23 protein-coding genes are annotated in these 19,351 nt (G+C 64.3%); 11 read left to right on the plus strand and 12 right to left on the minus strand.

All coding sequences use genetic code 11. The features are described from left to right. Positions 1-64 precede the first annotated feature (64 nt). The gene (locus J2X37_RS10780) at positions 65-1,456 is read right to left on the minus strand and encodes a class I SAM-dependent methyltransferase (RefSeq protein WP_310021021.1); all 1,392 of its coding nucleotides are present in this window, start codon (positions 1,454-1,456) and stop codon (positions 65-67) included. Positions 1,457-1,605: 149 nt separating this feature from the next. On the opposite strand from J2X37_RS10780, the gene J2X37_RS10785 reads away from it, so the two are divergent. From J2X37_RS10785 to J2X37_RS10830, 10 genes are all read left to right on the plus strand, one after another. Next, positions 1,606-1,971, plus strand: coding sequence for a hypothetical protein (locus J2X37_RS10785; RefSeq protein ID WP_310021023.1), 366 nt, complete (start codon positions 1,606-1,608; stop codon positions 1,969-1,971). After that, positions 1,968-2,630 (plus strand): N-acetylmuramidase family protein, encoded by a 663-nt coding sequence (locus J2X37_RS10790; protein WP_310021025.1) that lies wholly within the window; start codon positions 1,968-1,970, stop codon positions 2,628-2,630. The genes J2X37_RS10785 and J2X37_RS10790 overlap by 4 nt, the downstream gene beginning before the upstream one ends. Beyond that, the gene (locus J2X37_RS10795) at positions 2,627-2,932 is read left to right on the plus strand and encodes a hypothetical protein (protein WP_310021027.1); all 306 of its coding nucleotides are present in this window, start codon (positions 2,627-2,629) and stop codon (positions 2,930-2,932) included. The genes J2X37_RS10790 and J2X37_RS10795 overlap by 4 nt, the downstream gene beginning before the upstream one ends. Then, positions 2,929-3,285, plus strand: a complete 357-nt coding sequence (locus tag J2X37_RS10800) for a hypothetical protein (protein ID WP_310021029.1) — start codon at positions 2,929-2,931, stop codon at positions 3,283-3,285. Before J2X37_RS10795 ends, J2X37_RS10800 begins: the two co-directional genes overlap by 4 nt. Next, positions 3,282-3,536, plus strand: coding sequence for a hypothetical protein (locus tag J2X37_RS10805; protein WP_310021031.1), 255 nt, complete (start codon positions 3,282-3,284; stop codon positions 3,534-3,536). The genes J2X37_RS10800 and J2X37_RS10805 overlap by 4 nt, the downstream gene beginning before the upstream one ends. A 279-nt stretch (positions 3,537-3,815) precedes the next feature. After that, positions 3,816-4,442 carry a PIG-L deacetylase family protein gene (locus tag J2X37_RS10810; RefSeq protein ID WP_310021033.1) on the plus strand — a complete coding sequence of 209 codons (627 nt, stop codon included), beginning with the start codon at positions 3,816-3,818 and terminating at the stop codon, positions 4,440-4,442. 1 nt (position 4,443) lies between these two features. Continuing rightward, positions 4,444-5,577 carry a glycosyltransferase family 2 protein gene (locus J2X37_RS10815; RefSeq protein ID WP_310021035.1) on the plus strand — a complete coding sequence of 378 codons (1,134 nt, stop codon included), beginning with the start codon at positions 4,444-4,446 and terminating at the stop codon, positions 5,575-5,577. Positions 5,578-5,611: 34 nt separating this feature from the next. After that, entirely contained in the window at positions 5,612-6,172 is a 561-nt protein-coding gene (locus J2X37_RS10820; RefSeq protein WP_310021037.1) for a hypothetical protein, read from the plus strand. Beyond that, positions 6,169-6,945: a YaiO family outer membrane beta-barrel protein gene (locus J2X37_RS10825; RefSeq protein ID WP_310021039.1), complete on the plus strand. Its 777-nt coding sequence runs from the start codon at positions 6,169-6,171 to the stop codon at positions 6,943-6,945. Before J2X37_RS10820 ends, J2X37_RS10825 begins: the two co-directional genes overlap by 4 nt. A 104-nt stretch (positions 6,946-7,049) precedes the next feature. After that, entirely contained in the window at positions 7,050-7,280 is a 231-nt protein-coding gene (locus J2X37_RS10830; RefSeq protein ID WP_310021042.1) for a hypothetical protein, read from the plus strand. Positions 7,281-7,294: 14 nt separating this feature from the next. Here the strand turns inward: J2X37_RS10830 and J2X37_RS10835 are convergent, their stop codons facing one another. From J2X37_RS10835 to J2X37_RS10850, 4 genes are all read right to left on the minus strand, one after another. Further along, positions 7,295-7,420 (minus strand): hypothetical protein, encoded by a 126-nt coding sequence (locus J2X37_RS10835; RefSeq protein WP_310021044.1) that lies wholly within the window; start codon positions 7,418-7,420, stop codon positions 7,295-7,297. Continuing rightward, complete coding sequence (locus J2X37_RS10840; protein ID WP_310021046.1) at positions 7,413-7,976, minus strand: hypothetical protein; 564 nt, start codon at positions 7,974-7,976, stop codon at positions 7,413-7,415. Before J2X37_RS10840 ends, J2X37_RS10835 begins: the two co-directional genes overlap by 8 nt. Positions 7,977-8,309: 333 nt before the next feature. Continuing rightward, entirely contained in the window at positions 8,310-8,870 is a 561-nt protein-coding gene (locus tag J2X37_RS10845; RefSeq protein ID WP_310021048.1) for a winged helix DNA-binding protein, read from the minus strand. A gap of 461 nt (positions 8,871-9,331) precedes the next feature. Continuing rightward, a complete protein-coding gene (locus tag J2X37_RS10850) occupies positions 9,332-10,030 on the minus strand; it encodes a pirin family protein (RefSeq protein WP_310021050.1) in 699 nt (232 codons plus the stop codon). 110 nt (positions 10,031-10,140) lie between these two features. On the opposite strand from J2X37_RS10850, the gene J2X37_RS10855 reads away from it, so the two are divergent. Continuing rightward, entirely contained in the window at positions 10,141-11,070 is a 930-nt protein-coding gene (locus J2X37_RS10855; RefSeq protein ID WP_310021052.1) for a LysR family transcriptional regulator, read from the plus strand. Between the two features lie 53 nt (positions 11,071-11,123). Here the strand turns inward: J2X37_RS10855 and J2X37_RS10860 are convergent, their stop codons facing one another. The 7 genes from J2X37_RS10860 to J2X37_RS10890 all read right to left on the minus strand — a co-directional run bounded on the left by J2X37_RS10860 (position 11,124) and on the right by J2X37_RS10890 (position 19,260). Then, on the minus strand, positions 11,124-12,719 hold the full coding sequence (locus tag J2X37_RS10860; protein ID WP_310021054.1) for an MFS transporter: 1,596 nt from the start codon (positions 12,717-12,719) through the stop codon (positions 11,124-11,126). A gap of 2 nt (positions 12,720-12,721) precedes the next feature. Then, positions 12,722-14,653: an amidohydrolase gene (locus J2X37_RS10865; protein ID WP_310021056.1), complete on the minus strand. Its 1,932-nt coding sequence runs from the start codon at positions 14,651-14,653 to the stop codon at positions 12,722-12,724. Beyond that, positions 14,641-14,898: a DUF1427 family protein gene (locus J2X37_RS10870; RefSeq protein ID WP_310021058.1), complete on the minus strand. Its 258-nt coding sequence runs from the start codon at positions 14,896-14,898 to the stop codon at positions 14,641-14,643. The genes J2X37_RS10865 and J2X37_RS10870 overlap by 13 nt, the downstream gene beginning before the upstream one ends. Positions 14,899-14,922: 24 nt before the next feature. After that, positions 14,923-15,759, minus strand: a complete 837-nt coding sequence (locus J2X37_RS10875; RefSeq protein ID WP_310021060.1) for an alpha/beta hydrolase — start codon at positions 15,757-15,759, stop codon at positions 14,923-14,925. A gap of 79 nt (positions 15,760-15,838) precedes the next feature. Further along, positions 15,839-16,498, minus strand: a complete 660-nt coding sequence (locus J2X37_RS10880) for a hydrolase (protein ID WP_310021062.1) — start codon at positions 16,496-16,498, stop codon at positions 15,839-15,841. Positions 16,499-16,713: 215 nt separating this feature from the next. Continuing rightward, on the minus strand, positions 16,714-18,333 hold the full coding sequence (locus J2X37_RS10885; protein ID WP_310021064.1) for an FAD-dependent oxidoreductase: 1,620 nt from the start codon (positions 18,331-18,333) through the stop codon (positions 16,714-16,716). 270 nt (positions 18,334-18,603) lie between these two features. Next, positions 18,604-19,260, minus strand: coding sequence for an alpha/beta hydrolase (locus tag J2X37_RS10890; protein WP_310021066.1), 657 nt, complete (start codon positions 19,258-19,260; stop codon positions 18,604-18,606). Positions 19,261-19,351 lie beyond the last annotated feature (91 nt).

The following is a 19,351-nucleotide window of genomic DNA, read 5'->3' on the forward strand; positions in this document are numbered from 1 at the left end:
TTTCGTAAAGATCAAGTGAAACCGCGAACCTAAGGCCCTGCCCAGCCACCCGCTTTGTCAGGCGTCAGTTTGTCATTGTAACCAGAACGCGAGTGTCAGGATGCGAGGGTGACACAGCCACTTCCTGGAAGTGCCTCTTCGCAGCCTCAACAAGTCGCGAGACGTTGTAATTCTCGGGTGACCACTGCGCGATCTTGGGGAAGTAACCGGGATTTCCGGCGACCAGAGGATCATCGAGGCCGACAAATTCGATGGCAGCGGCCTTGTTGGCCAGCTTGGCGACGGTGGCGAGCACGCTATCCATCGACCGTCCTTCGCCAAGGCAAAGGTGATGGATTAGGCCGAGCATCAAAACGCCGTCGCACTGCAGGCGGTCAACGGGAGCGGTGAAGAACGTCTCGCCATGCTTGTCTGGCACGGCCTCCGTCAGCTCGCCAAAGGCGATACGCAGGGGGGTTATGTTGCAACCGGCCTCTCTCGAGTGGAGATAGAGCCGGTTGACTGATGCTTCGTCGATGTCGGTGGCGATGACCTTTGCGCCCATCTTCTCGGCAAGGCGGGAAAACCAGCCCGTGTTCGCGCCGATGTCGAGGACGGTCTGCGGGCGGTGGAGGTTGAGAAACGCGGCCACGCTTCGTTGCTTTGCCTGCCAGGTGTCGGGGGCGTCCAGATCGAAGTCCTCGCCCTTGGCTTCATAATAAGTCGAATAGGCCCCGGTTGCCGGCAGGCGAAGAGACTGCGCGAGATTGCGAAGCGCCCGGATTGCATCTGGCAGGGGGCGGAGAATTGCGGCTTGATAGCGGGTCAAATGATACGCCGCAGAAAGGGCCGCGCGGCCACGCAAAAGGTCCGAGGGCTTCGCGTCCCAACCCTGGTTGCAGGACTGATGCCTCAGCATCTGTCGGGCGCAGACAGGGCGACGGGTCGCGAAAGCGAAGAGGGGCATCAGAAAAAAGCGGAATAGCATGTCCCGAAGGATGGTTGTGCGAAGGTCGCGTTCCCAAGGTTTCTGCTTTTCCGCAAGCCATGCCTCGCTCGGGAGGTCGGCGGTATGGATCAACGACAGGAAGTCAATGAAGCGGGGTTCACTGCGCTCGAATAGCACGTTGCTCGGCAGCGCGTCCTTTAGGGTGAGGCCGAAGCGGTCCAGTTTCTCGAACAGGTCGAGGGTGAAGATTGCGGCATCGCGCAGCATCTCGGACGGCCATTCGTGCGGGAAGGTCGTTAGATAGGGCGTGTGCTCGAACAGATATTCGTCATCGGGGCGGCAAGTCGTGGGGACGAAACCCATGCCTTCGAGATCGTGCCGCGCGAACAGGTCGAACAGTTCAATTGCCTGCTCCCGGTACTCGGGGTGTACACTCCGCAGAACGGTATCGGGCGCGCGATATACGCGGCCCCGGTTGTCGTTTCCACGCAGGGCGGTGAGATCAGGCTTCGAAGTTAAGGCGTCCATCGCCCATCTCTTCGCGGCAGTACGGTAAATATCAAGTTAAACCGCATCCCAGTCGGCGCGGCCAATCAGAAGGAATTCACGATGAGCGACGATTCGGTCGCCCTCGTCGGCGCGGTGGCGCTGGCGGAGATCCGCGACGGCGTCAGCGCATGACGGGTGGCGTCGACGCGTGGTTGCAGGGCGTCGCAGCCTGGAGCGCCGTGGGCGCATCGAGCGGGGCGGGGTTCTTCTTCGCCAAGTGGCTCGTCGAATACGTCGGCGGCCGGATGGACCGGCGGGCCGAGGCGCTGGACGCCAGCACGCAGCGGCTGATCGAGGGGCTGGAGAAGCGGGTCTGCTCGCTGACCGAGCGGGTCGAGACGGTCGAGCGCGAGCTGGTCGACTGCAAGCACATGCACGCCTTGGCCGAGGCCGAGACGATGCGGCTGAAGGCCATCATCCAGGGCAGCGGCGAAGTGCGCGAACAGGCGGCGCGGATCATCGCCGCCGAGAAATACCGCGAGGGGCAGGAATGACGACGGTAAAGGAATTGCAGGCCGCGCTGGGCGTGAAAGTCGACGGCATCTTCGGCCCGGTGTCGAGCGGGGCCTTGCTGGCTTCGTTCGTGAACCGGAATGCGCCGGCGGTGACCGGGGCGGACTTGACCGCGTTCGCGCTGAGGCTCGGCTGTTCGCTGCGGCAGCTGCAGGCCGTGGCGACGGTGGAGAGCGGGGGCTCGGCCTTCGACGCGCAGGGGCGGCCCAAGATGCTGTTCGAGCGGCACCTGTTCCACCGCCTGACCAACGGCGAGCATTCGCCCGCGGTCTTTTCCAGTCCGCAGTGGGGCGGGTACGATGTGAGCAGCTGGGCGAAGCTGGCCGCGGCCTGCTCGGTCGATCCCGATGCGGCGTTCGGCGCGTGCAGTTGGGGCAAGTTCCAGGTGCTGGGGCTGCACTGGTCGACGTTCGGTCTGCCGTCCGCGTTCGCGCTCGCCCGGTCGACGGTGAAGTCGGAGAAGGCGCACTACGAGCTGCTGGCGCTCTACATCGAAAAGCACCGGATGAACGACGCGCTGCGGGCGCTGTCTCGCGATCCCGATGACTGCCGCGCCTTTGCTCAGGGGTTCAACGGCCCGGCCTATGCCCGGCACGGCTATCACACCCGGCTCGCCGCCGCGATGGAGCGGGGGGCATGACGTTCTGGCAATTCGTCGACAAGCGGCTCGACCAGGTCAGCTGGCCGCGCGCCCGCACGGTGGCGGGGGCGGGCATCTTCAGCCTGACCCTGATCGTCCTGCTGATGATCCGTGAGCAGCCGACGCTGGCCGACAACGACCTGTTCAAGACGTTGGCTCAGGGGATCGTCCTGCAGGGCCTGCTCAACCTCGCCATGGCCTTCTGGTTCACCGCCAAGGAGCGCGAAAGCCACCCGCAACCAGTCGAAGTGACCAACAGCCCGGCGCATCCCGTGCCGGTGGAGCAAGGAGACGAGAAGTGAGCATCATCGACGACATCGAGATCGCGATCGAGCCGATCATCGAGGAAGCGAAGGAGTGGGGCGAAAAGGCGCTCGACTTCCTGAAGGACGTGCCGATCACCGCCGGGCAGAAGGCCGTGGCGCTGATCAAGGAAACCTCGTTGGGCACCGCGATCATGAACCTGATCTCGGCGGCGTCGCTCAAGGACGTGTCGGGCATGGACAAGTTCAATGCGGTCTTCGACGGCGCGGTCGCGGCCTATCGTGCCTTTACCGAGAACGGCGGGCTGAACGGCCTGATCGCCTCCGGGATGAGCGTGCTGCGCCAGCTGGTCCAGTCGCTCTACGACGACTTCAAGGCGGCGTTCGCGTGATCCGCGCGCTTCTCAGCGCGCTGTTCGGTTGGCTCCTGCGGCGGTTCCTGCCGTCGCAGGCCCAGCCCACGGCCGAGGAGCGCGCCGGCCGCGCCGAGGCGAAACTGGAATCGGAAAGGGCTGCCAATGCGATTACCACCAAGGGCGCTGACGTGCGCGCTGATGCTGACGCTCGCGTCATGCGCGGGCTCACAGCCGACGACCCCAAGGCCGAGCTCCGCAAGCAGTTCCCCGGAGCCTTCCGCGACTGAACGCTTCGCGCCATGCTCGTCGCTGAAGGTTGGGCATGTGTCGGGGGGCGACACGATCGAGACGCTGGCCTGGGTGCTGCCGCTGCGCGAGGTGATCCTGTCGGCATGCGGGGAGGGGAAAACTGACGAACGGGATTGACACTTCTCCAGGTTTTCTAACGTCTCGCGAGATCCCGCAGCGCCTCCGTAAAATCCCATAGTGGGTCTTATACGGGACTGGATATCAAGCGCTCCATAAGGCCCATCATCGAATTTTTCGGTTCTGTGGGGGCGCTTTAGATGACCATTCCGACACGTGTACTGGCCGTGGGTGCTCATCCCGACGATATCGAACTGGGGTGCGGCGCGTCGCTCGCCAAGCTTGCGTCGAACGGCTGCGACATCAGGGCGCTGATCCTGACGGACGGACTGCAGGGTCTCAACCAGTTCGCCTCGACCGACCGGCACATGGAAACGCGAGAAGCGCTTGCCGATCTGGGCGTGACAGACGTTCATCTCGAGCATTTCGCAGACACCTCGCTGCCCGCCGACGTGAGCCGGATGGTCGCGATCATCGAACGGCATATCGACGATTTCGGCCCTGACCGAATCTACACGATGTATGCGCAGGACCGGCATCAGGATCATCGGGCCGTCTATGACGCAACGCTCATCGCCGGACGATCTGTCAGGCAGATTCTGTCCTATGAAACGCCGAGCAGCTGGCCCAATTTCCAGCCGATCTTCTTCGAACCCGTGTCCGGCGGCTTTCTCGATCGCAAGGTGAAGGCCTTGGGACGCCACGCGAGCCAGGCGCATCGATCGTACATGCAGGAGGAGGAAGTCCGCGCGCGGGCGATCTTCCGGGGAAGCCAGGTGGGCACGGGCCCTGCAGAAGGCTTCGAAGTCTACAAGCTGGTGGCCTGAGATGAAGACCTTCCTCTTCATCGCCATGTGCGTTTCGGCGCTGGCCTATCTGCTCATCAACGCCAAACGACCCAGTCGCCGCCACCGCTCGATCGACGTCATCCTACCGGCCTACAACGAGGAAGTCTGTCTCGAGGCGTCCATCAGCACGCTTCTTGCGAATCCGTACGTCAACCAGGTCATATGCGTGAACGACGGGTCGACCGACCGGACCAGCGAAATCCTGGAATGGTGCGCGAGAAAATGGCCGCGGCTCGTTGCGGTCAACCAGGAAAACACCGGCAAGGGCGGCGCGCTCATGCACGGGCTGGAATATGCGACCGCGGAGCAGGTCTTCCTGACGGATGCGGATACCTTCGTGCCGCCAGATGGCGACGATCTCGGCTACCTGCTCGCCGAAATCGAGGATGGAGCCGACGCCGTCGGCGGCATCCCTTCTTCGAATCTCAGCAATGCGGGCCTGCTGCCCTACATCCGGGCGACGGTGAAGCTCCCGATGATCGCGATCAAGCGAACCTTCCAGCAGCTGACCGGGGGCGCTCCGTTCATCATCTCCGGCGCGTGCGGCATGTTCCGGACCGAAGTGCTCCGCAAAACCGGATTCTCCGACCGCACCAAGGTAGAAGATCTCGACCTCACCTGGACGCTGGTCGCCCAAGGCTACGACGTCCGCCATTGCAACCGGTGCGTCGTCTTCCCGCAGGAATGCAATTCGATCGTCGACGAGTGGAAGCGGTGGCGCCGGTGGATCGTCGGCTTTGCAGTCTGCATGCGGTTGCACGCGCCCCTGCTGAGGACCCGTTTCGGCCTGTTCAGCATCCTGCCGATGTTCGCGGTGATCGTGATCGGCATCGCGGCCTACCTTTGGGCGTTGAGCTATGCCGTGCCAACGCACGGGCTGGCCAGCCCGGTCAAGGTCTTCTTCCCGCTGGCTTGGGTCGTGGTCGTTGCCATGATCGCTGCGATCAGCGCCCTTCACCACCGCAATATCCTGCTCGTCGCCCTGGCGCCGTTCGCGGTTCTCTACGTGATCCTTTCTTATGCGATCTGGGCGGTCCACGGGCTCAAAGGCCTCCTCACCGGTCGCGAGCCCGCGCGAGACAAGCCCACGAGGTATGCCTATGTGGTGGCTTGACCTGGATCGTCGACGCGAAGCCATCGGGAGCGAGGTGGTCGGCACGCAAGTAGACCCGACATGCGTGATTGAACCCGGCGCAATCGTCGAGGGACCGGTTCGCATCGGCGCCGACGTGCGAATTTGCGCAGGCGCGATTGTCCGCGGTCCCGTCGTCATCGGCGAGGGCGCCATGATCGGAAACAATGCTGTCGTGCGAGGCCCCTCCGCCTTGGGCCGCGGCTGCCGGATCGGCTTTGCGGCCGAAATCAAGAGTTCGGTCCTCGGCGACGAAGTCGCGATCGGTCCGCAATCCTATGTCGGCGACTCGCTGGTCGAGGACGCCGCCTATCTGGGCGCGCAGGTGCGCACGAGCAATCATCGGCTCGACAAGCGAAACGTGACCGCCCTCATCGATGGGCAGGTCACGGACACCGGCTGCGAAAAGCTCGGCTGTCACATCGGCCGCGACGCCGCGCTGGGCATCCACTGCATCATCCTGCCCGGACGCTCGGTCGCCGGCGGCACCATCGTCGGGCCGGGGATCATCATCGAGAAAAACCTACCGGCAGGCCGCTATCGCCTTGCCCAGAACATCATCGGGGACAACCAATGAAGACGGTCGCCTATCTCATGGCAGCAACATTTCTATCCGCCACCGCGGCTCATGCGCAGAGCTTCGAGATGCTGGCCGAAGTGACCTACGCCGAATACTCGGACGGCATGGGGGATCGGACCGAAGGGAGCGTGGTCGCCAGCAACGACTTCGGCGGCGCCACGCTGGTGGTCGAAGGCAAGATCGGCGAACGGTCCTACCCCGACCAGACCTTCAAGGGGCACTCGATTGGCGCGGATCTGTACTTCGATCTGGGCGACACCATCTCCTCGCGCACCTACGCGAGTTTCGGCAGCAACGATCCCGTTTTCACTCGCCGGATCATCGGCCAGGAGATCATGGTCAAGGCTGCGAGGAACGTGGTGCTGACCGCCGGCATCAGCGACCGTGAATATTTCGGCAACATCGATGCGATGACCTATTCGGGCGGGCCGACCTTCTACTTCAATCGCGGCTTCGTGAAATACACCTACACGCACTATGCCATCGAGGGGCGGGACAACACGTCGAGCCACCTCGCGACGGTCCGCTACAAGGACGGCAGCGGGGAGGGGTATACCCAGGCCTGGATAGGCGGCGGGACTTCCGTGCAGGAATACGAGTTCGTCGTGCCATCGTCGAAGGGCGACGTTCTGGGCCTGGCCGTTCGCAGGGTCCAGCCGATTTCCGACCGGCTGGCCCTGACGCTGGGCGCCGACTATCAATGGTTCGACACACCTCTGCTCGACTACCAGCGGTGGGGAGTGACCGGCGGTCTCCAATCAAATTTCTGACGGAGGTGCGCGGAGCTTAATCTGGCATGACCTGTTGCCGACATTTGCGGACAGCCAAGCTCCAGGACTAGACTTTTGTTCTCCGAACGTTCCATCCCGCGCGGATGGCGCGGTACAGCCTCGAATCGATCAACGAGTATGCCAGGCGCGGTTATGCCGTCCGCGTGACGTGCCAGTCGTGCGGGCATGCCGTCGATTGGAACGCGGTGTCGCTGATGCGCGAGTTGCACCGGTTGCGCGCCTCGATGCAGATCGACAAGGTGGGCGCCCGGATGCGCTGTTCCGGCTGCGGCCATCGCGGCGCGACGATCACGCCGGCCGCGGCGGATTGGTGATGGATCGCGCCCGATCAGCCGACGATGCGGGTCAGGTTGACGAGCAGGTCGGACATGAAAATCAGATAGCAGGCGATCAGAATGGTGAACTCCATCCGGATCGCCCACTTCCCATGACCTGGCGCCAATAGTTTAGGCAACCAAGTCACCTTCCATCTCCGCACCGAGTCGCATTTCCACGAACAAAGCGTAGATGGCTGCCCCTGCCGAATCGATGTAATGTTCCATGGATGCGACACCTGGCTGGCTCAGCATGATCAAGCCATCCTGCTGGGTGGGGCTCTCCCGCCGAATCAAGCCTTGCTCGAACAACAGGTTCAGCCAGCGCTCACCCGTGGCAACCGGGATCTTGGCATCCTGGCAGATCGCCTTGATCGGCAGTGGTTTCCGGCCCGCGTCACCGTCGACGTAGAGCGTCAGCAAGATGTCCCAGGAGGCGTTGCTGAACAGTTCCGGCTCGAGATGATCATGCCGACTGTTGCGAAGCTTGAGAAGCAATCTGCCCATGGTCTCGCGGTTCATGGGGTCGCGACCGCGATCTTCGCTGGGAGAAATTCGTCGTTGTTCCGCCGTGTTGGCAAGGCCAGATTCCTCGAACAGAACGGCTTTGTATTCGGCATCGGCTGCAAGGCCGCCCATGATCTGCTCGAGGCGTCGAAGCTTTTGGGCGATCTGGATGAAATCTTGATTCGGCATAGGCAATCCGGGCTGGTTGGGGGTGAGGCCACATAGCCCAAGCAGACCGGCGTTGTAACCCCCTCGCCATGCGAGGCGTGAACAGCCTCCGACTAGCTAATCGCCTTTCTGCCCCGCACCGTTAATCGCATCGATCGAGCGTTGAATGGAACGCAGTTCGACGAGAGCCGTATCGAGAAGAGCACCGGCCCGTGTCAGACCCATTGCGTCCACTCTCGACAGACAATTTTCAACTTCGGAGATGACCGATCTTAGCCCCATGGCATCCAGTTTATGCACGTACGCCCCTGCCTACTGACATTGCGTTGTAGTGCAGCAGTGGCGATTCGTTAACTATCCTTTGAGGATTGACGCTTTTCGGGACGATCTATCAAATTCCAGAAGATACAGCGTCATGGCTCGGAACCCTTCGTCAGTGAGTTCCACCATCATCTCGCGCCTGTCCCGTGCCGAAGGCTCTCGACGGAGAAGCCCCCCCTCTTCGAGAACGCCAATCCAGCGCAGCGCTGTCGTCGGCGCAACGCCGGAGGCCAAGCAGACGCTTTTAGTCGATAGCCGCGTTCCGCTGGCCTTGTGCTGGAAGGCGTCGAGCAGAATGTCCCACCCAGGCTCTCCGAAGAGTCCCCGGTCAAACCACCTGTCGCGGCGTCGGCGAGCAGCATGAATGGCGCGGGCCACACTTGAAAGACGATTGCTGCTCGCCTCGTCTAGAAAGAGAGGAGCGAACGGCTCATGCGGTAAAGCGACGGCATCGGCCGCAACAGGATTGTTTTCGATCTCGTCGGCAATCCTGTTCAGCCGCAAGGCCATCGCACGCAATTCGCGGGCCTTGGTGACGGCATCTCTCGACGAACCCGAGTGCCCTCGAAGACTCCTTGAACTGATATCCTTCACTCAAGATTCCCCCTTTGCACGAAAGCCTTAGGGGCGGTTAACCTCAAGCGCAAACCATTCGCAGTTAATATAAGTATAATTACATAGGCTTAGCGATAATTGTCATCGTTCTCTCTATTCATGGCCGCCTTGGCCTTGCTCGGCCCGGCGGGTTTCAAAGGGAAGTTGTCAGGGCACTTGCGCAACCTCCACCGGCGTTCCTGACCAGGATAGGGTCGATAGATCTCCGAAAATTTCAGCATCAGAACCTCCTCGATCGAGAACCTAGGAGGGCGAGGTCAACGCGATCTTTGCGCAAGATTAAGGCATTTCCAGTAGCTGAACCGGTCTCGATCTGCCGTTGTCGCTGCGGTTCGATTCCCTCTCCGGGAACACCATCGGTAACGCCGCTATCGCTTCACCCGCTCCAGCAGCCCGGTTTAACAGGGCTCAAATCGGCTCCATAGCGGCCGATAGGGCTGTCAGGCTGCATCGACGAGGACAATCTCGCTGTCCTCGATCGCCGTCACGCGCAGTACGTCCTCTTCGCTGATCGCCGCACCGTCCCGGGTGCCGATCCGGACGCCGTCGATCTCGACCGCGCCCTTGGCGGGCACGAGGTAGGCCTTGCGATCCCTGCCCAGCGCGTATTCCGCGGTTTCGCCTGCACGCAGCGTCGCGCCGACAACGCGGGCATTGGTACGGATCGGCAGGGCATCGCCGTCACCGTCGTAGCCGGAAGCCAACGTCACGAACCGGCCTGACCTATCGTTCTTGGGAAAAGGCTTCGCGCCCCATCGCGGCGCCTCGCCGTTGCGGGTCGGCACGATCCAGATCTGGAAGATCCGGGTCGTGACATCCTCCAGATTGTATTCGGAATGGCTGATGCCGGTCCCCGCGCTCATCACCTGCACGTCGCCGGCTTCGGTGCGGCCCTTGTTGCCCAGGTCGTCCTGGTGGGTGATCGCCCCCTCGCGAACATAGGTGATGATTTCCATGTCGCGATGCGGGTGCGGCGGGAAGCCGGTCTGCGGCTCGATCGCGTCGTCGTTCCATACGCGCAGGTTCCCCCAATGCGTGCGAGCCGGGTCGTGATAACCTCCGAACGAGAAGTGGTGCTTGGCATCGAGCCAACCGTGGTTGGCGGCGCCGAGGCTGTCGAAAGGACGAAGTTCGATCATGTCAGGTCTCCGGTCGCGGGCGGGATCAGCCGCGTCGGAACCGTCTAGACTTTGCCAACCAATGTGATCAGTAAGATCAATTTCATCGAAACGTTCGAGGAACCCGAAAAGTGAGCAATCCCGGCACACCGACGCTGGACCAGCTTCGGATCTTTCTCGCCATCGTCGATACCGGCAGCTTCGCCGCCGCCGGCCGCCGCCTCAACCGGGCGGTATCGGTCATCAGCTACGGCATCGCCAATCTGGAGGCGCAGCTTGGCCTGAGCCTTTTCGACCGCGAAGGGACGCGCAAGCCGCAGCTGACCGTTGCCGGCCGCGCCCTCCTGTCGGAAGCGCGCGCGATTTCGGTGGGTATCGACGGTCTGCGCGCCAAGGTGAAGGGGATGCTCGACGGGCTTGAGGCGGAGATCGACCTCGCCGTCGACGTCATGCTGCCGTCCGAGCGGCTGGGCCGGGTGCTGCGCGCCTTTGCTGCGCATTTCCCGACGGTGCAGCTCAGGCTCCATGTCGAGGCGCTGGGCGCGATCACCGCGATGGTCCTCGATCGCAAGGCGGTCCTCGGAATTTCGGGGCCCCTGGCGGCCGGGGTCGAAGGCGTCGAATGCGTGGCGGCAGGATCGATACCGATGGTTCCGGTGGCCGCGCCCGATCACCCGCTGGGGCGGATGGAGCGCATCCCGCCGGGGGCCGGGCGCGATCACACCCAGCTCGTGCTAACCGACCGCTCCCGCTTTACCGAGGGCCGGGATTACTCGGTGATCAGCCCCAAAACATGGCGGCTGGCCGATCTCGGCGCCAAGCACGCGCTGCTGCGCGAAGGGATCGGCTGGGGCAACATGCCGCTGCCGATGATCGAGCCGGACCTGGCCGCGGGTACGCTGGTCAGACTGGCCATGCCGGATCATCCGGGCGGAACCTATCGTTTTGCAGGTGTCTGGCGACGCGACAGCCCGCCGGGCCCCGCGGCATCGTGGCTGTGCGAACAGTTCGTCGAACTGGGGCGGCACGATGCCGAGCTTGCCGGCATGATCGACCTTTGACCAGCCGCAGGTCTCGCGCCACGCCGCTCCCTGCCCGACGGCTAGGACGCCGATCAGCGGCGCATCATGAAGTGGCGGACGACGGGCGGGGTTTCGCCTTCCTGAAACGCCTTGACGGCGTCCTGATGCACGCGGTCGGCATTGGTGACGCGGTCATGCTGGCGCAAGTGCTCGAGCCAGCTTTCGACGGTGAAGGTCTCGATCACCGTCCCGGGTGAGGCGGTATCCTCGTAGACGCCCCAGTGGATCGCGCCATCGCGCCGCCGGATCCGACGCATCTTCTGCATTTCGGCGAAGAAGGCAGACACCCGTGCCGGATCGATACGGTACTCGATCGTCACCAGAACCGGACCGCTATCATCCTCGATCGTGCCATCGACGATCGGCGTGGGCCAATGGGCAGAGGGCGAAAGATCGGGCATGGCGGCATCGTCGAGCGGGAAACGCCAGGTGAGTGCGAGCCCTGCAAGGGCCAGCATTGCCGCTGCGGCCAGCAAAGTGCTGCCTACTCCGATCCGCGATGCCAGCGAGCCCCAGAGCGCCGAGCCTGCCGCCATCGACCCCTGGAAGACGAGGAGATACGCCGCGAGCGCGCGTGCCTTGACCCAGCGGGGCGAGGTGGCCTGCGCGCCGCCGTTGAGAGATGCCATCATCGCGATCCACGCGACCCCGGCGAAGAACAGCGCGGCCGAAGCGGCCGGGAAACCGGGCGCGAGTGACAGGCCCGCCATGGCCGCCGCCAGCAGGATCGAGGCTGACAGCATGATCGAGTTGCTGGCCAAGTGCCCCCGCAGCTTCGGCAGCACCACCGCGCCGCATACCGCCCCCAGGCCCATGAACGCCAAGAGCCCGCCATAGCCCGCGGGACCCAGCCCGAGGTCGCTGCGTGCGATGATCGGCAGCAGCGCCCAGAGCCCGCTGGCGAAAACGAAGAAACCGATCGCGCGGATCAGCACGACCTTCAATTCCGCCGATTGCGCGGCGTAGCGCAGCCCGGCGCGCATGGCGCCGATCATGTGTTCGGCGGGCAGGCGTCTGTCGGATGCCGCGCGGCGCCAGCGCCAAAGGACCGTGACGACCCCGAGGACCGAAAGGGCATTGACCGCGAAAACCGCGGCCGGCCCTGCGGCGGCGATGATCGCGCCGCCAAGCGCCGGCCCGATGGCGCGGGCGATGTTCACGCCGAGCGAATTGAGCGCGACGGCGCGTTGCAGCGCTTCGGGCGGCACCAGTTCGGGGACGATCGCCTGGAATGCGGGCGCGGAAAACGCGGCACCGACGGCGATCAGCGCGGTAAAGGCGAGCAGGACCGGGGCGGTCGTCAGATCGGCAAGGGTCATCGCGGCCAGTCCCGCCGCGCCGAGAAGGCCGAAAAGCTGCGCCCCGATCAACAGCCGTCGGCGATCGACGATGTCGGCCAGCGCCCCCGCAGGCAGCGCAAGGACGAACATCGGGAACGTGGTCGCGCCTTGGACCAACGCGACCATCAGCGGATCGGGCGACAGCGAAGTCATCAGCCAGCCCGCGCCCACGTCGTGCATCCATGTGCCGACGTTCGAGACGATCGTCGCGATCCACAGCGCCCGGAACAGCGGGCTGGCGAGCGGCCCCGCCGTTCGTGGCGCGGCGGCCCGGTCGCGGACGGCCATGATCACACTGCCCAGCAGCCGCAGCCCAACGCTCCCCAGAAGCCCTGCACGTCGGCCGCCGGAGCGGCGGCACCCAGTGCCGCGGCGTGGTCGTGCCCGTGAACGTTGCACGCGCTGGTGCAGCCGCAGGCGGACGCCATCTTCCGGGCGGCTTCGGGACGGCGGTAATGGCCGCCGAACGTCGCAACCGGCGACCAGTCGGGCATCGGCTTCGGCAAGGCCGGGGCGATCGCGCCGTAGTCCCCTTCGCCATGCACGACCTTGCCGCCGAGAATGGTGAGCACCGAGCGCAAGTGCACGATCTCGCTCTCTGCGATGCCGAAATAATCGTCGGACAAGAGCGCGAGATCGGCGAGCTGGCCGGCCTTGATCTGCCCTTTCTTGCCGACCTCGTTCGAAAACCAGGTGTTTCTTTCGGTCCACAACCGAAGCGCGGTTTCCCGGTCCAACCGGTTGCGCGCAGGATAGAGCGTCATCCCGCCGAGCGTCCTGCCGGTGACGAGCCAGGACAGCGAAACCCAGGGATTGTAGCTCGCGACCCGCGTCGCGTCGGTGCCCGCACCGACCGGAAGGCCGGCTTCCATCATGCGCCTGATCGGCGGAGTCGCCTCGGCCGCTTTCGCGCCGTAGCGCTCGACGAAGTATTCGCCCTGGAACATCATCCGGTGCTGCACGGCGATGCCACCGCCGAGCGCGGCGATACGGTCGATGTTGCGCTCGCTGATCGTCTCCGCGTGGTCGAAGAACCAGTTGAGGCCCTCCAGCGGTATGTCGCGGTTCACTTTTTCGAAGACGTCGAGCGCGCGGGAAATGGTCTGGTCGTAAGTCGCGTGCAGGCGCCAGGGCCATTTGCGCTCGGCGAGCAGGCGCACGACAGGCTCGAGATCGCTTTCCATGTTCGGCGGCATGTCGGGGCGTTCCACGCGGAAGTCCTCGAAATCAGCCGCCGAATAGACGAGCATCTCGCCCGCCCCGTTATGACGATAGGTATCGTCGCCGTCGCCCGGCCGGACCTGCGTCGACCAGGTCGCGAAGTCCCGCAGTTCCTCCTTGGGCTTCTGGGTGAACAGGTTGTAGGCAATCCGGATGGTCAGTTCGCCGTCTTCGTGCAGCTTTTCGATGATGGCGTAATCGTCGGGATAGTTCTGGAACCCGCCGCCGGCGTCGATCACGCTGGTGACGCCCAGCGCATTGAGTTCGCGCATGAAGTGGCGGGTCGAATTGAGCTGGTACTCCTCGGGAAGTTTCGGCCCCTTGGCCAGCGTCGCATAGAGGATCGTCGCATTGGGCTGTGCGAGCAGAAGCCCGGTCGGATTGCCTGCCGCATCGCGAACGATTTCCCCGCCGGGCGGGTTTGGCGTGTCCTTCGTGTAGCCGACGGCGCGTAGCGCGGCGGCATTGAGCAGCGCGCGGTCGTAGAGGTGGAGGATGAAGACCGGGGTTTCGGGCGCGGCGGCGTTGATTTCGTCCAGAGTGGGGAGACGTTTTTCGGCGAACTGGTGTTCGGTGAAGCCGCCGACGACCCGCACCCATTGCGGCGGCGGAGTGTTCGCCGCCTGCTTGCGCAGCATGGCCATCGCGTCGGCCAGGCTCGGCACCCCGTCCCAGCGCAGTTCCATGTTGTAGTTGAGCCCGCCGCGGATGACGTGGATGTGGCTGTCGATCAGTCCCGGGATCAGGCGGCGGCCTCCGGCGTCGATCACTGTCGCATCGGGACGGGCGGCGGCGCGAACCTCCTGCTCGCTGCCGACGGCAAGGAAGGTGCCGTCGCGAATGGCGACAGCCTGTGCCTGCGGATTTTCACGGTCGAGCGTGGTCACCCTGGCATTGACGATGATCAGGTCCCTGGACGGCATGGCGAAGCTTTCGGTTGCGGTGATCAATGCCGTGGCGGCGGAAGCGGCAAGAGCCTTGCGGCGGGTCAGCGAATACATTCATCGCTCTCCTTCGTTTCCGGCCGGGCCCTTGGGACGCGGGACGGGCAATCGTCCTGAACGTCGCGGACCAGTTGCGCCCGGTCGGCCAGATGCCTGGCCAAGGGGACGATCTGTTCGCCCAGCAGGATCCCGGCGAGCCCGACGAGAGCGATGAGCGGCGGTGCCGGGGAACGAACGCCGATGAGGCCGTAGAAGATGCCGGCAAGCAGGCCGGCTCCCAGCGACACGAGATACAACCTCATCGGTCCGTCCCCACTATGCGGGCGTCAGCCCTTGACGAAGGCGAGGATATCGCCGTTGAGCCGGTCGGCATTGACGGTGAGCATCCCGTGCGACAGGCCCTCGTAGACCTTCAGCGTCGCGTTCGGCAGGATCCGGGCCTGCAACAGGGCTGCGTTCTTGTACGGCACGACCTGATCGTCGTCGCCGTGCAGCACCAGCGTCGGAACGCTCATCGCTTTCAGATCGTCAGTCTGGTCGGTTTCCGAAAAGGCCTTGATGCCTTCGTAGTGCGCCTTCGCGCTGCCTATCATGCCTTGCCGCCACCAGTTGTCGATCACCGCTTCATCGACTTTCGCGCCCGGGCGATTGAAGCCGTAGAACGGACCAGAGGCGACGTCGCGAAAGAAGCCCGCGCGATTGGCGGCGAGCGCCGCGCGGAAGCCGTCGAAGACCTCGACGGGCAGTCCGTCGGGGTAACCGTCGGTCTTCAGCATGATCGGCGGCACGGCGCTGACCAGCACCGCCTTCGCCACGCGCCCCTGTGGAATGCCGTGACGCGCGACATAGGCGGCCACTTCGCCGCCCCCGGTCGAATGACCGACGTGGACCGCGTTCCGCAGATCGAGGTGCTGGGCAACGGCAGCCGCGTCCGAGGCATAGTGGGCCATGTCGTGCCCTTCGCTCACCTGTTCGGATCGGCCGTGGCCGCGGCGGTCATGGGCAACCACACGATATCCGTGCGCGAGAAAGAACAGCAACTGCGCGTCCCAGTCGTCCGATGACAACGGCCAGCCGTGGTGGAATACGATCGGCTGGGCATCCCTGGGACCCCAATCCTTGTAGAAAATCTGGTTGCCGTCCTGGGTGGTGACATGGGGCATGGGTGTCTCCTTCGCTTCGATGAGTGTGGACCGATCGGGAAAAGCGACCGGGCGGTGAACCACCCGGTCGCGGAGAGTATCAGTTGCCGCCTTCGGAAGCACCGAACATCGACTTGGCGTAAGTGATGCCAAGACCGTAGGCGCCGCCCCACTTGCGGGCGATGCCGGTCGTCAGGTCGTAGGTTTCGGCCCGCGCCCAGTCGCGCTGCAGCTCGAGCAGGTACTGGAGTGCCGTGATCGGCTTCGCACCGGCCTGGACCATGCGTTCGACGGCGCGTTCGTGCGCCTCGACCGAAATGTCGCCGCTGGCATCGGTGATCACATAGACCTCGAAACCCTGTTCCAGGGCCGACAACACGGGGCCGACGATGCAGACCGAGGTCCACAGCCCGGCGAAGACGATGCGGTCCTTGCCGATGCTGTTGACCTCATCGATCACGGCGGCGTCTTCCCAGGTGTTCATGCTCGTGCGGTCGAGCAGCGCCTGGCCGGCGAACGCGTCGGTGATTTCCTCGAACATCGGGCCGGAGAAGCTCTTCTCGGCAACCGTAGTCAGGATCGTCGGCACCTTGAAGCCGGCAGCGCTGCGGGCGACAAGCGCGGCGTTGTTGCGGAGCAGTTCGGGGGCGATCGACTTCGTGGCGAAGGCCATCTGCGACTGGAAATCGATGAGGACGAGCGCGTGGTTTACGGGATCGAGCAGAGTTTTGGCGGGGGTGGGGGTGGCGGTGATCGGCATGACTGGAACTCCTTCTGGCTGAACCGTGCGACCCGGCCTGTTCGGGCTGTGCGGACTTCCTAAGCCTTGAAGAAATTACGACACAGTCCGATAAGTTTGTCCGATACGTTCCGAAAATTCGAAAAGCCGTTCGGAGTGGGTTTGGCTGCCGACCCCGCTATCCATCGCTTCCCTGCACCGATGGGCACGGTGCGATCGGCTGCCAACGCTTGCGGTCAGACGCTCTCGGCGTCGCGCAGGTATTCCCAGATCCGGCTGATCACTACCGAGCCTTCGCCCACTGCGCTCGCCACGCGCTTGATCGAGCCGGCCCGCACGTCGCCGACGGCGAAGATCCCGTCGGCGGTGGTTTCGTAGGGGTTATCGCGTCCCGCCGCCGCCCCGGTCAGCACGAAGCCGCGGGCATCGGTAGCGGCCAGCCCGCCAAGCCAGTCGGTGTTCGGCGCGGCGCCGATCATCAGGAACAGCGCCCGCGCATCGACCCGGACATCACCGTCGGCGGTGCTCAGCGTCACGTGCTCGAGGCGGTCTTCGCCATCGAGCGCCGTGACCTGGGTGCGGTAGTGAATGGTGATGGCGGGATCTGCCTCCAGCCGGCGATAGAGGTAATCGGACATCGACGCGGCCAGGCTTTCCGCGCGCACCACCACGTGGACGTGCCGTGCCGTGCGGCTGAGGTACATCGCCGCCTGGCCCGCCGAGTTGCCGCCCCCGACCACGACCGCCTCGGTGGTGCGGCAGAAGCGCGATTCCATGTCTGTGGCGGCATAAAACACCCCCGCACCTTCGAATTCGTCTAGCCGGTCCAGCGGCAGGCGGCGATAGCGCACGCCGGTCGCGACGAGCACCGCGCGGGCGCGCAGGCTGGCGCCGTCATCGAGCGAAACGAGGAAGCTGCCGTCCTCGCACCTTGCAATGCCATCGACCCGCCGCGGCATGGCAAAGCGGGTGCCGAACTTCATCGCCTGTACCTGCCCGCGAAACACGAGGTCGGTTCCCGAAATGCCGGTCGGAAAGCCGAGAAAATTCTCGATCCGGCTGCTCGTGCCGGCCTGGCCGCCGATCGCCGTGTCCTCGATCGCGAGCGCGCACAGACCCTCGCTCCCTGCATAGACCGCGGCGGCAACGCCGGCCGGCCCCGCGCCGACGATGACCACGTCGTACAGCGTGTCGCGGCAGACATCGAGGTCGAGGCCGAGCTCACGGGCGAGACTGCGCGGGCTCGGATCGTCGAGCCGGCGATCCCGGCCGATGATGACGCCGGGGGAATGGTCGGTGAGATGGCAGGCCCTGACCGACGCCTGATCGCTTCCGTCGAGGTCGAGGCTGTCGAAGGGGATGCGGTTGCGCGCGAGAAACTGTTCGCAGGCCTGGATGCGCGGATCGCGGTCTGCGCCGATGACCTTGACCGCGCTGGCATGCTCCTCGAACAGGCGCCTCCGGCGGGCCGCGAACACGGTGAGGACATGGTCGGACAGCTCGGGCACCCGCGCCATGAGTTCGAGCATGTCCTCTCGCGGCACTTCCAGAGTCCGCGTGGGACAGGCCGCCCGCATCGGCGTCGTCGTTGCCGCACCGCTCAGAAAACCGAGATCGCCCAGAAACTGTGTCGGGCCCAGCGATGCCTCGAACAGACGCTCGCCGGTGTGGACGTTGACCGCTTCGATCTCGCCGTCCAGCACGTAGACGAACCGGTCGAGGGATTGTCCGACCGCGACGACGCTTTCGCCTTGGGAATAGACGCGCTCCTGACCCAGAGCGCGAAGCTGCGCAACATGGCTTTCGGCCAGAGGCACGCGCCGCATGGTTTCCAGATCGTCGCCAAACGATTCCATCGCCGCACCTCCTTTGCACTGATCGTCAGCGTAAAGCGCGTGGCTACAGTGTCAAAAGGGATTGCCGGACAAGGCAACTGAGACGCCCTGTCGCGAAATACGCAACTCGCCGTAGCCCACGCTGAAAGAGACGCTACTGTCGCTCGATCCAAAAGCTTCGCCAGCCATCCGAGAGCGAAATTGGGCGGGCGCGGCTATCGACGTTGGGCTATCCACGCCGATACCAGCTATCGCCTGGCCAATGGCGGCGATGTCTTCGCGCGGATTCGATCAGCGGATCGGGCAGTCCGGGTTGAGGCGGAAATTCAGGTAATTGTCGACCGAGCGCATCAGTTCGTCGAACTCGTGCTCGAAGAAGTGGTTGGCGCGCGGAATCTCGTCGTGGTGGATGGTGATGTGCTTTTGCGTGCGCAGCTTGTCGACCAGCTTCTGCACCGCACCGGGCGTCACCACGGTATCCGCCGCGCCCTGGATGATGATGCCGGAAGCGGGGCAGGGGGCCAGGAACGAGAAATCGTACATGTTGGCCGGCGGCGCGATGGAGATGAAGCCGCGGATTTCCGGACGGCGCATCATCAGCTGCATGCCGATCAGCGCGCCGAACGAAACGCCGGCGATCCACGTGACCTGAGCTTCGGGATGGATCGTCTGCACCCAGTCCAGCGCCGCGGCGGCATCGGACAGTTCGCCGATCCCGTTGTCGAAGCTGCCCTGGCTGCGGCCGACGCCGCGGAAATTGAAGCGCAGCACCGCAAAGCCGCGCGCGGCGAAATCCTTGTAGAGCGCCTGGGTGATCCTCTCGTTCATCGTGCCGCCGCCCTGCGGGTGCGGGTGCAGGATCATCGCCAGCGGCGCACGCGGCCGCGGGGCGGGATGGTAGCGGCCTTCAAGCCGCCCTTCGGGACCGGGAAAAATGACGGAGGGCACGGGTAACCTCGTAAGAAAAATACGACCTGGCAGGCGTGCCGCACCATGCGGGCGGCGGGCCGGGCTGTGAATTGCGCTGGATGCCTATATA

The organism is Croceicoccus sp. BE223, from assembly GCF_031457155.1.
Classification (GTDB): domain Bacteria; phylum Pseudomonadota; class Alphaproteobacteria; order Sphingomonadales; family Sphingomonadaceae; genus Croceicoccus.

Coding starts and splice junctions, on each gene's coding strand:
- J2X37_RS10810 (WP_310021033.1), top strand. CDS start 3,816: ATGACCATTCCGACACGTGTACTGGCCGTGGGTGCTCATCCCGACGAT.
- J2X37_RS10850 (WP_310021050.1), bottom strand. CDS start 10,030: ATGATCGAACTTCGTCCTTTCGACAGCCTCGGCGCCGCCAACCACGGT.
- J2X37_RS10815 (WP_310021035.1), top strand. CDS start 4,444: ATGAAGACCTTCCTCTTCATCGCCATGTGCGTTTCGGCGCTGGCCTAT.
- J2X37_RS10880 (WP_310021062.1), bottom strand. CDS start 16,498: ATGCCGATCACCGCCACCCCCACCCCCGCCAAAACTCTGCTCGATCCC.
- J2X37_RS10785 (WP_310021023.1), top strand. CDS start 1,606: ATGACGGGTGGCGTCGACGCGTGGTTGCAGGGCGTCGCAGCCTGGAGC.
- J2X37_RS10865 (WP_310021056.1), bottom strand. CDS start 14,653: ATGTATTCGCTGACCCGCCGCAAGGCTCTTGCCGCTTCCGCCGCCACG.
- J2X37_RS10790 (WP_310021025.1), top strand. CDS start 1,968: ATGACGACGGTAAAGGAATTGCAGGCCGCGCTGGGCGTGAAAGTCGAC.
- J2X37_RS10885 (WP_310021064.1), bottom strand. CDS start 18,333: ATGGAATCGTTTGGCGACGATCTGGAAACCATGCGGCGCGTGCCTCTG.
- J2X37_RS10840 (WP_310021046.1), bottom strand. CDS start 7,976: ATGCCGAATCAAGATTTCATCCAGATCGCCCAAAAGCTTCGACGCCTC.
- J2X37_RS10825 (WP_310021039.1), top strand. CDS start 6,169: ATGAAGACGGTCGCCTATCTCATGGCAGCAACATTTCTATCCGCCACC.
- J2X37_RS10870 (WP_310021058.1), bottom strand. CDS start 14,898: ATGAGGTTGTATCTCGTGTCGCTGGGAGCCGGCCTGCTTGCCGGCATC.
- J2X37_RS10860 (WP_310021054.1), bottom strand. CDS start 12,719: ATGGCCGTCCGCGACCGGGCCGCCGCGCCACGAACGGCGGGGCCGCTC.
- J2X37_RS10875 (WP_310021060.1), bottom strand. CDS start 15,759: ATGCCCCATGTCACCACCCAGGACGGCAACCAGATTTTCTACAAGGAT.
- J2X37_RS10830 (WP_310021042.1), top strand. CDS start 7,050: ATGGCGCGGTACAGCCTCGAATCGATCAACGAGTATGCCAGGCGCGGT.
- J2X37_RS10795 (WP_310021027.1), top strand. CDS start 2,627: ATGACGTTCTGGCAATTCGTCGACAAGCGGCTCGACCAGGTCAGCTGG.
- J2X37_RS10780 (WP_310021021.1), bottom strand. CDS start 1,456: ATGGACGCCTTAACTTCGAAGCCTGATCTCACCGCCCTGCGTGGAAAC.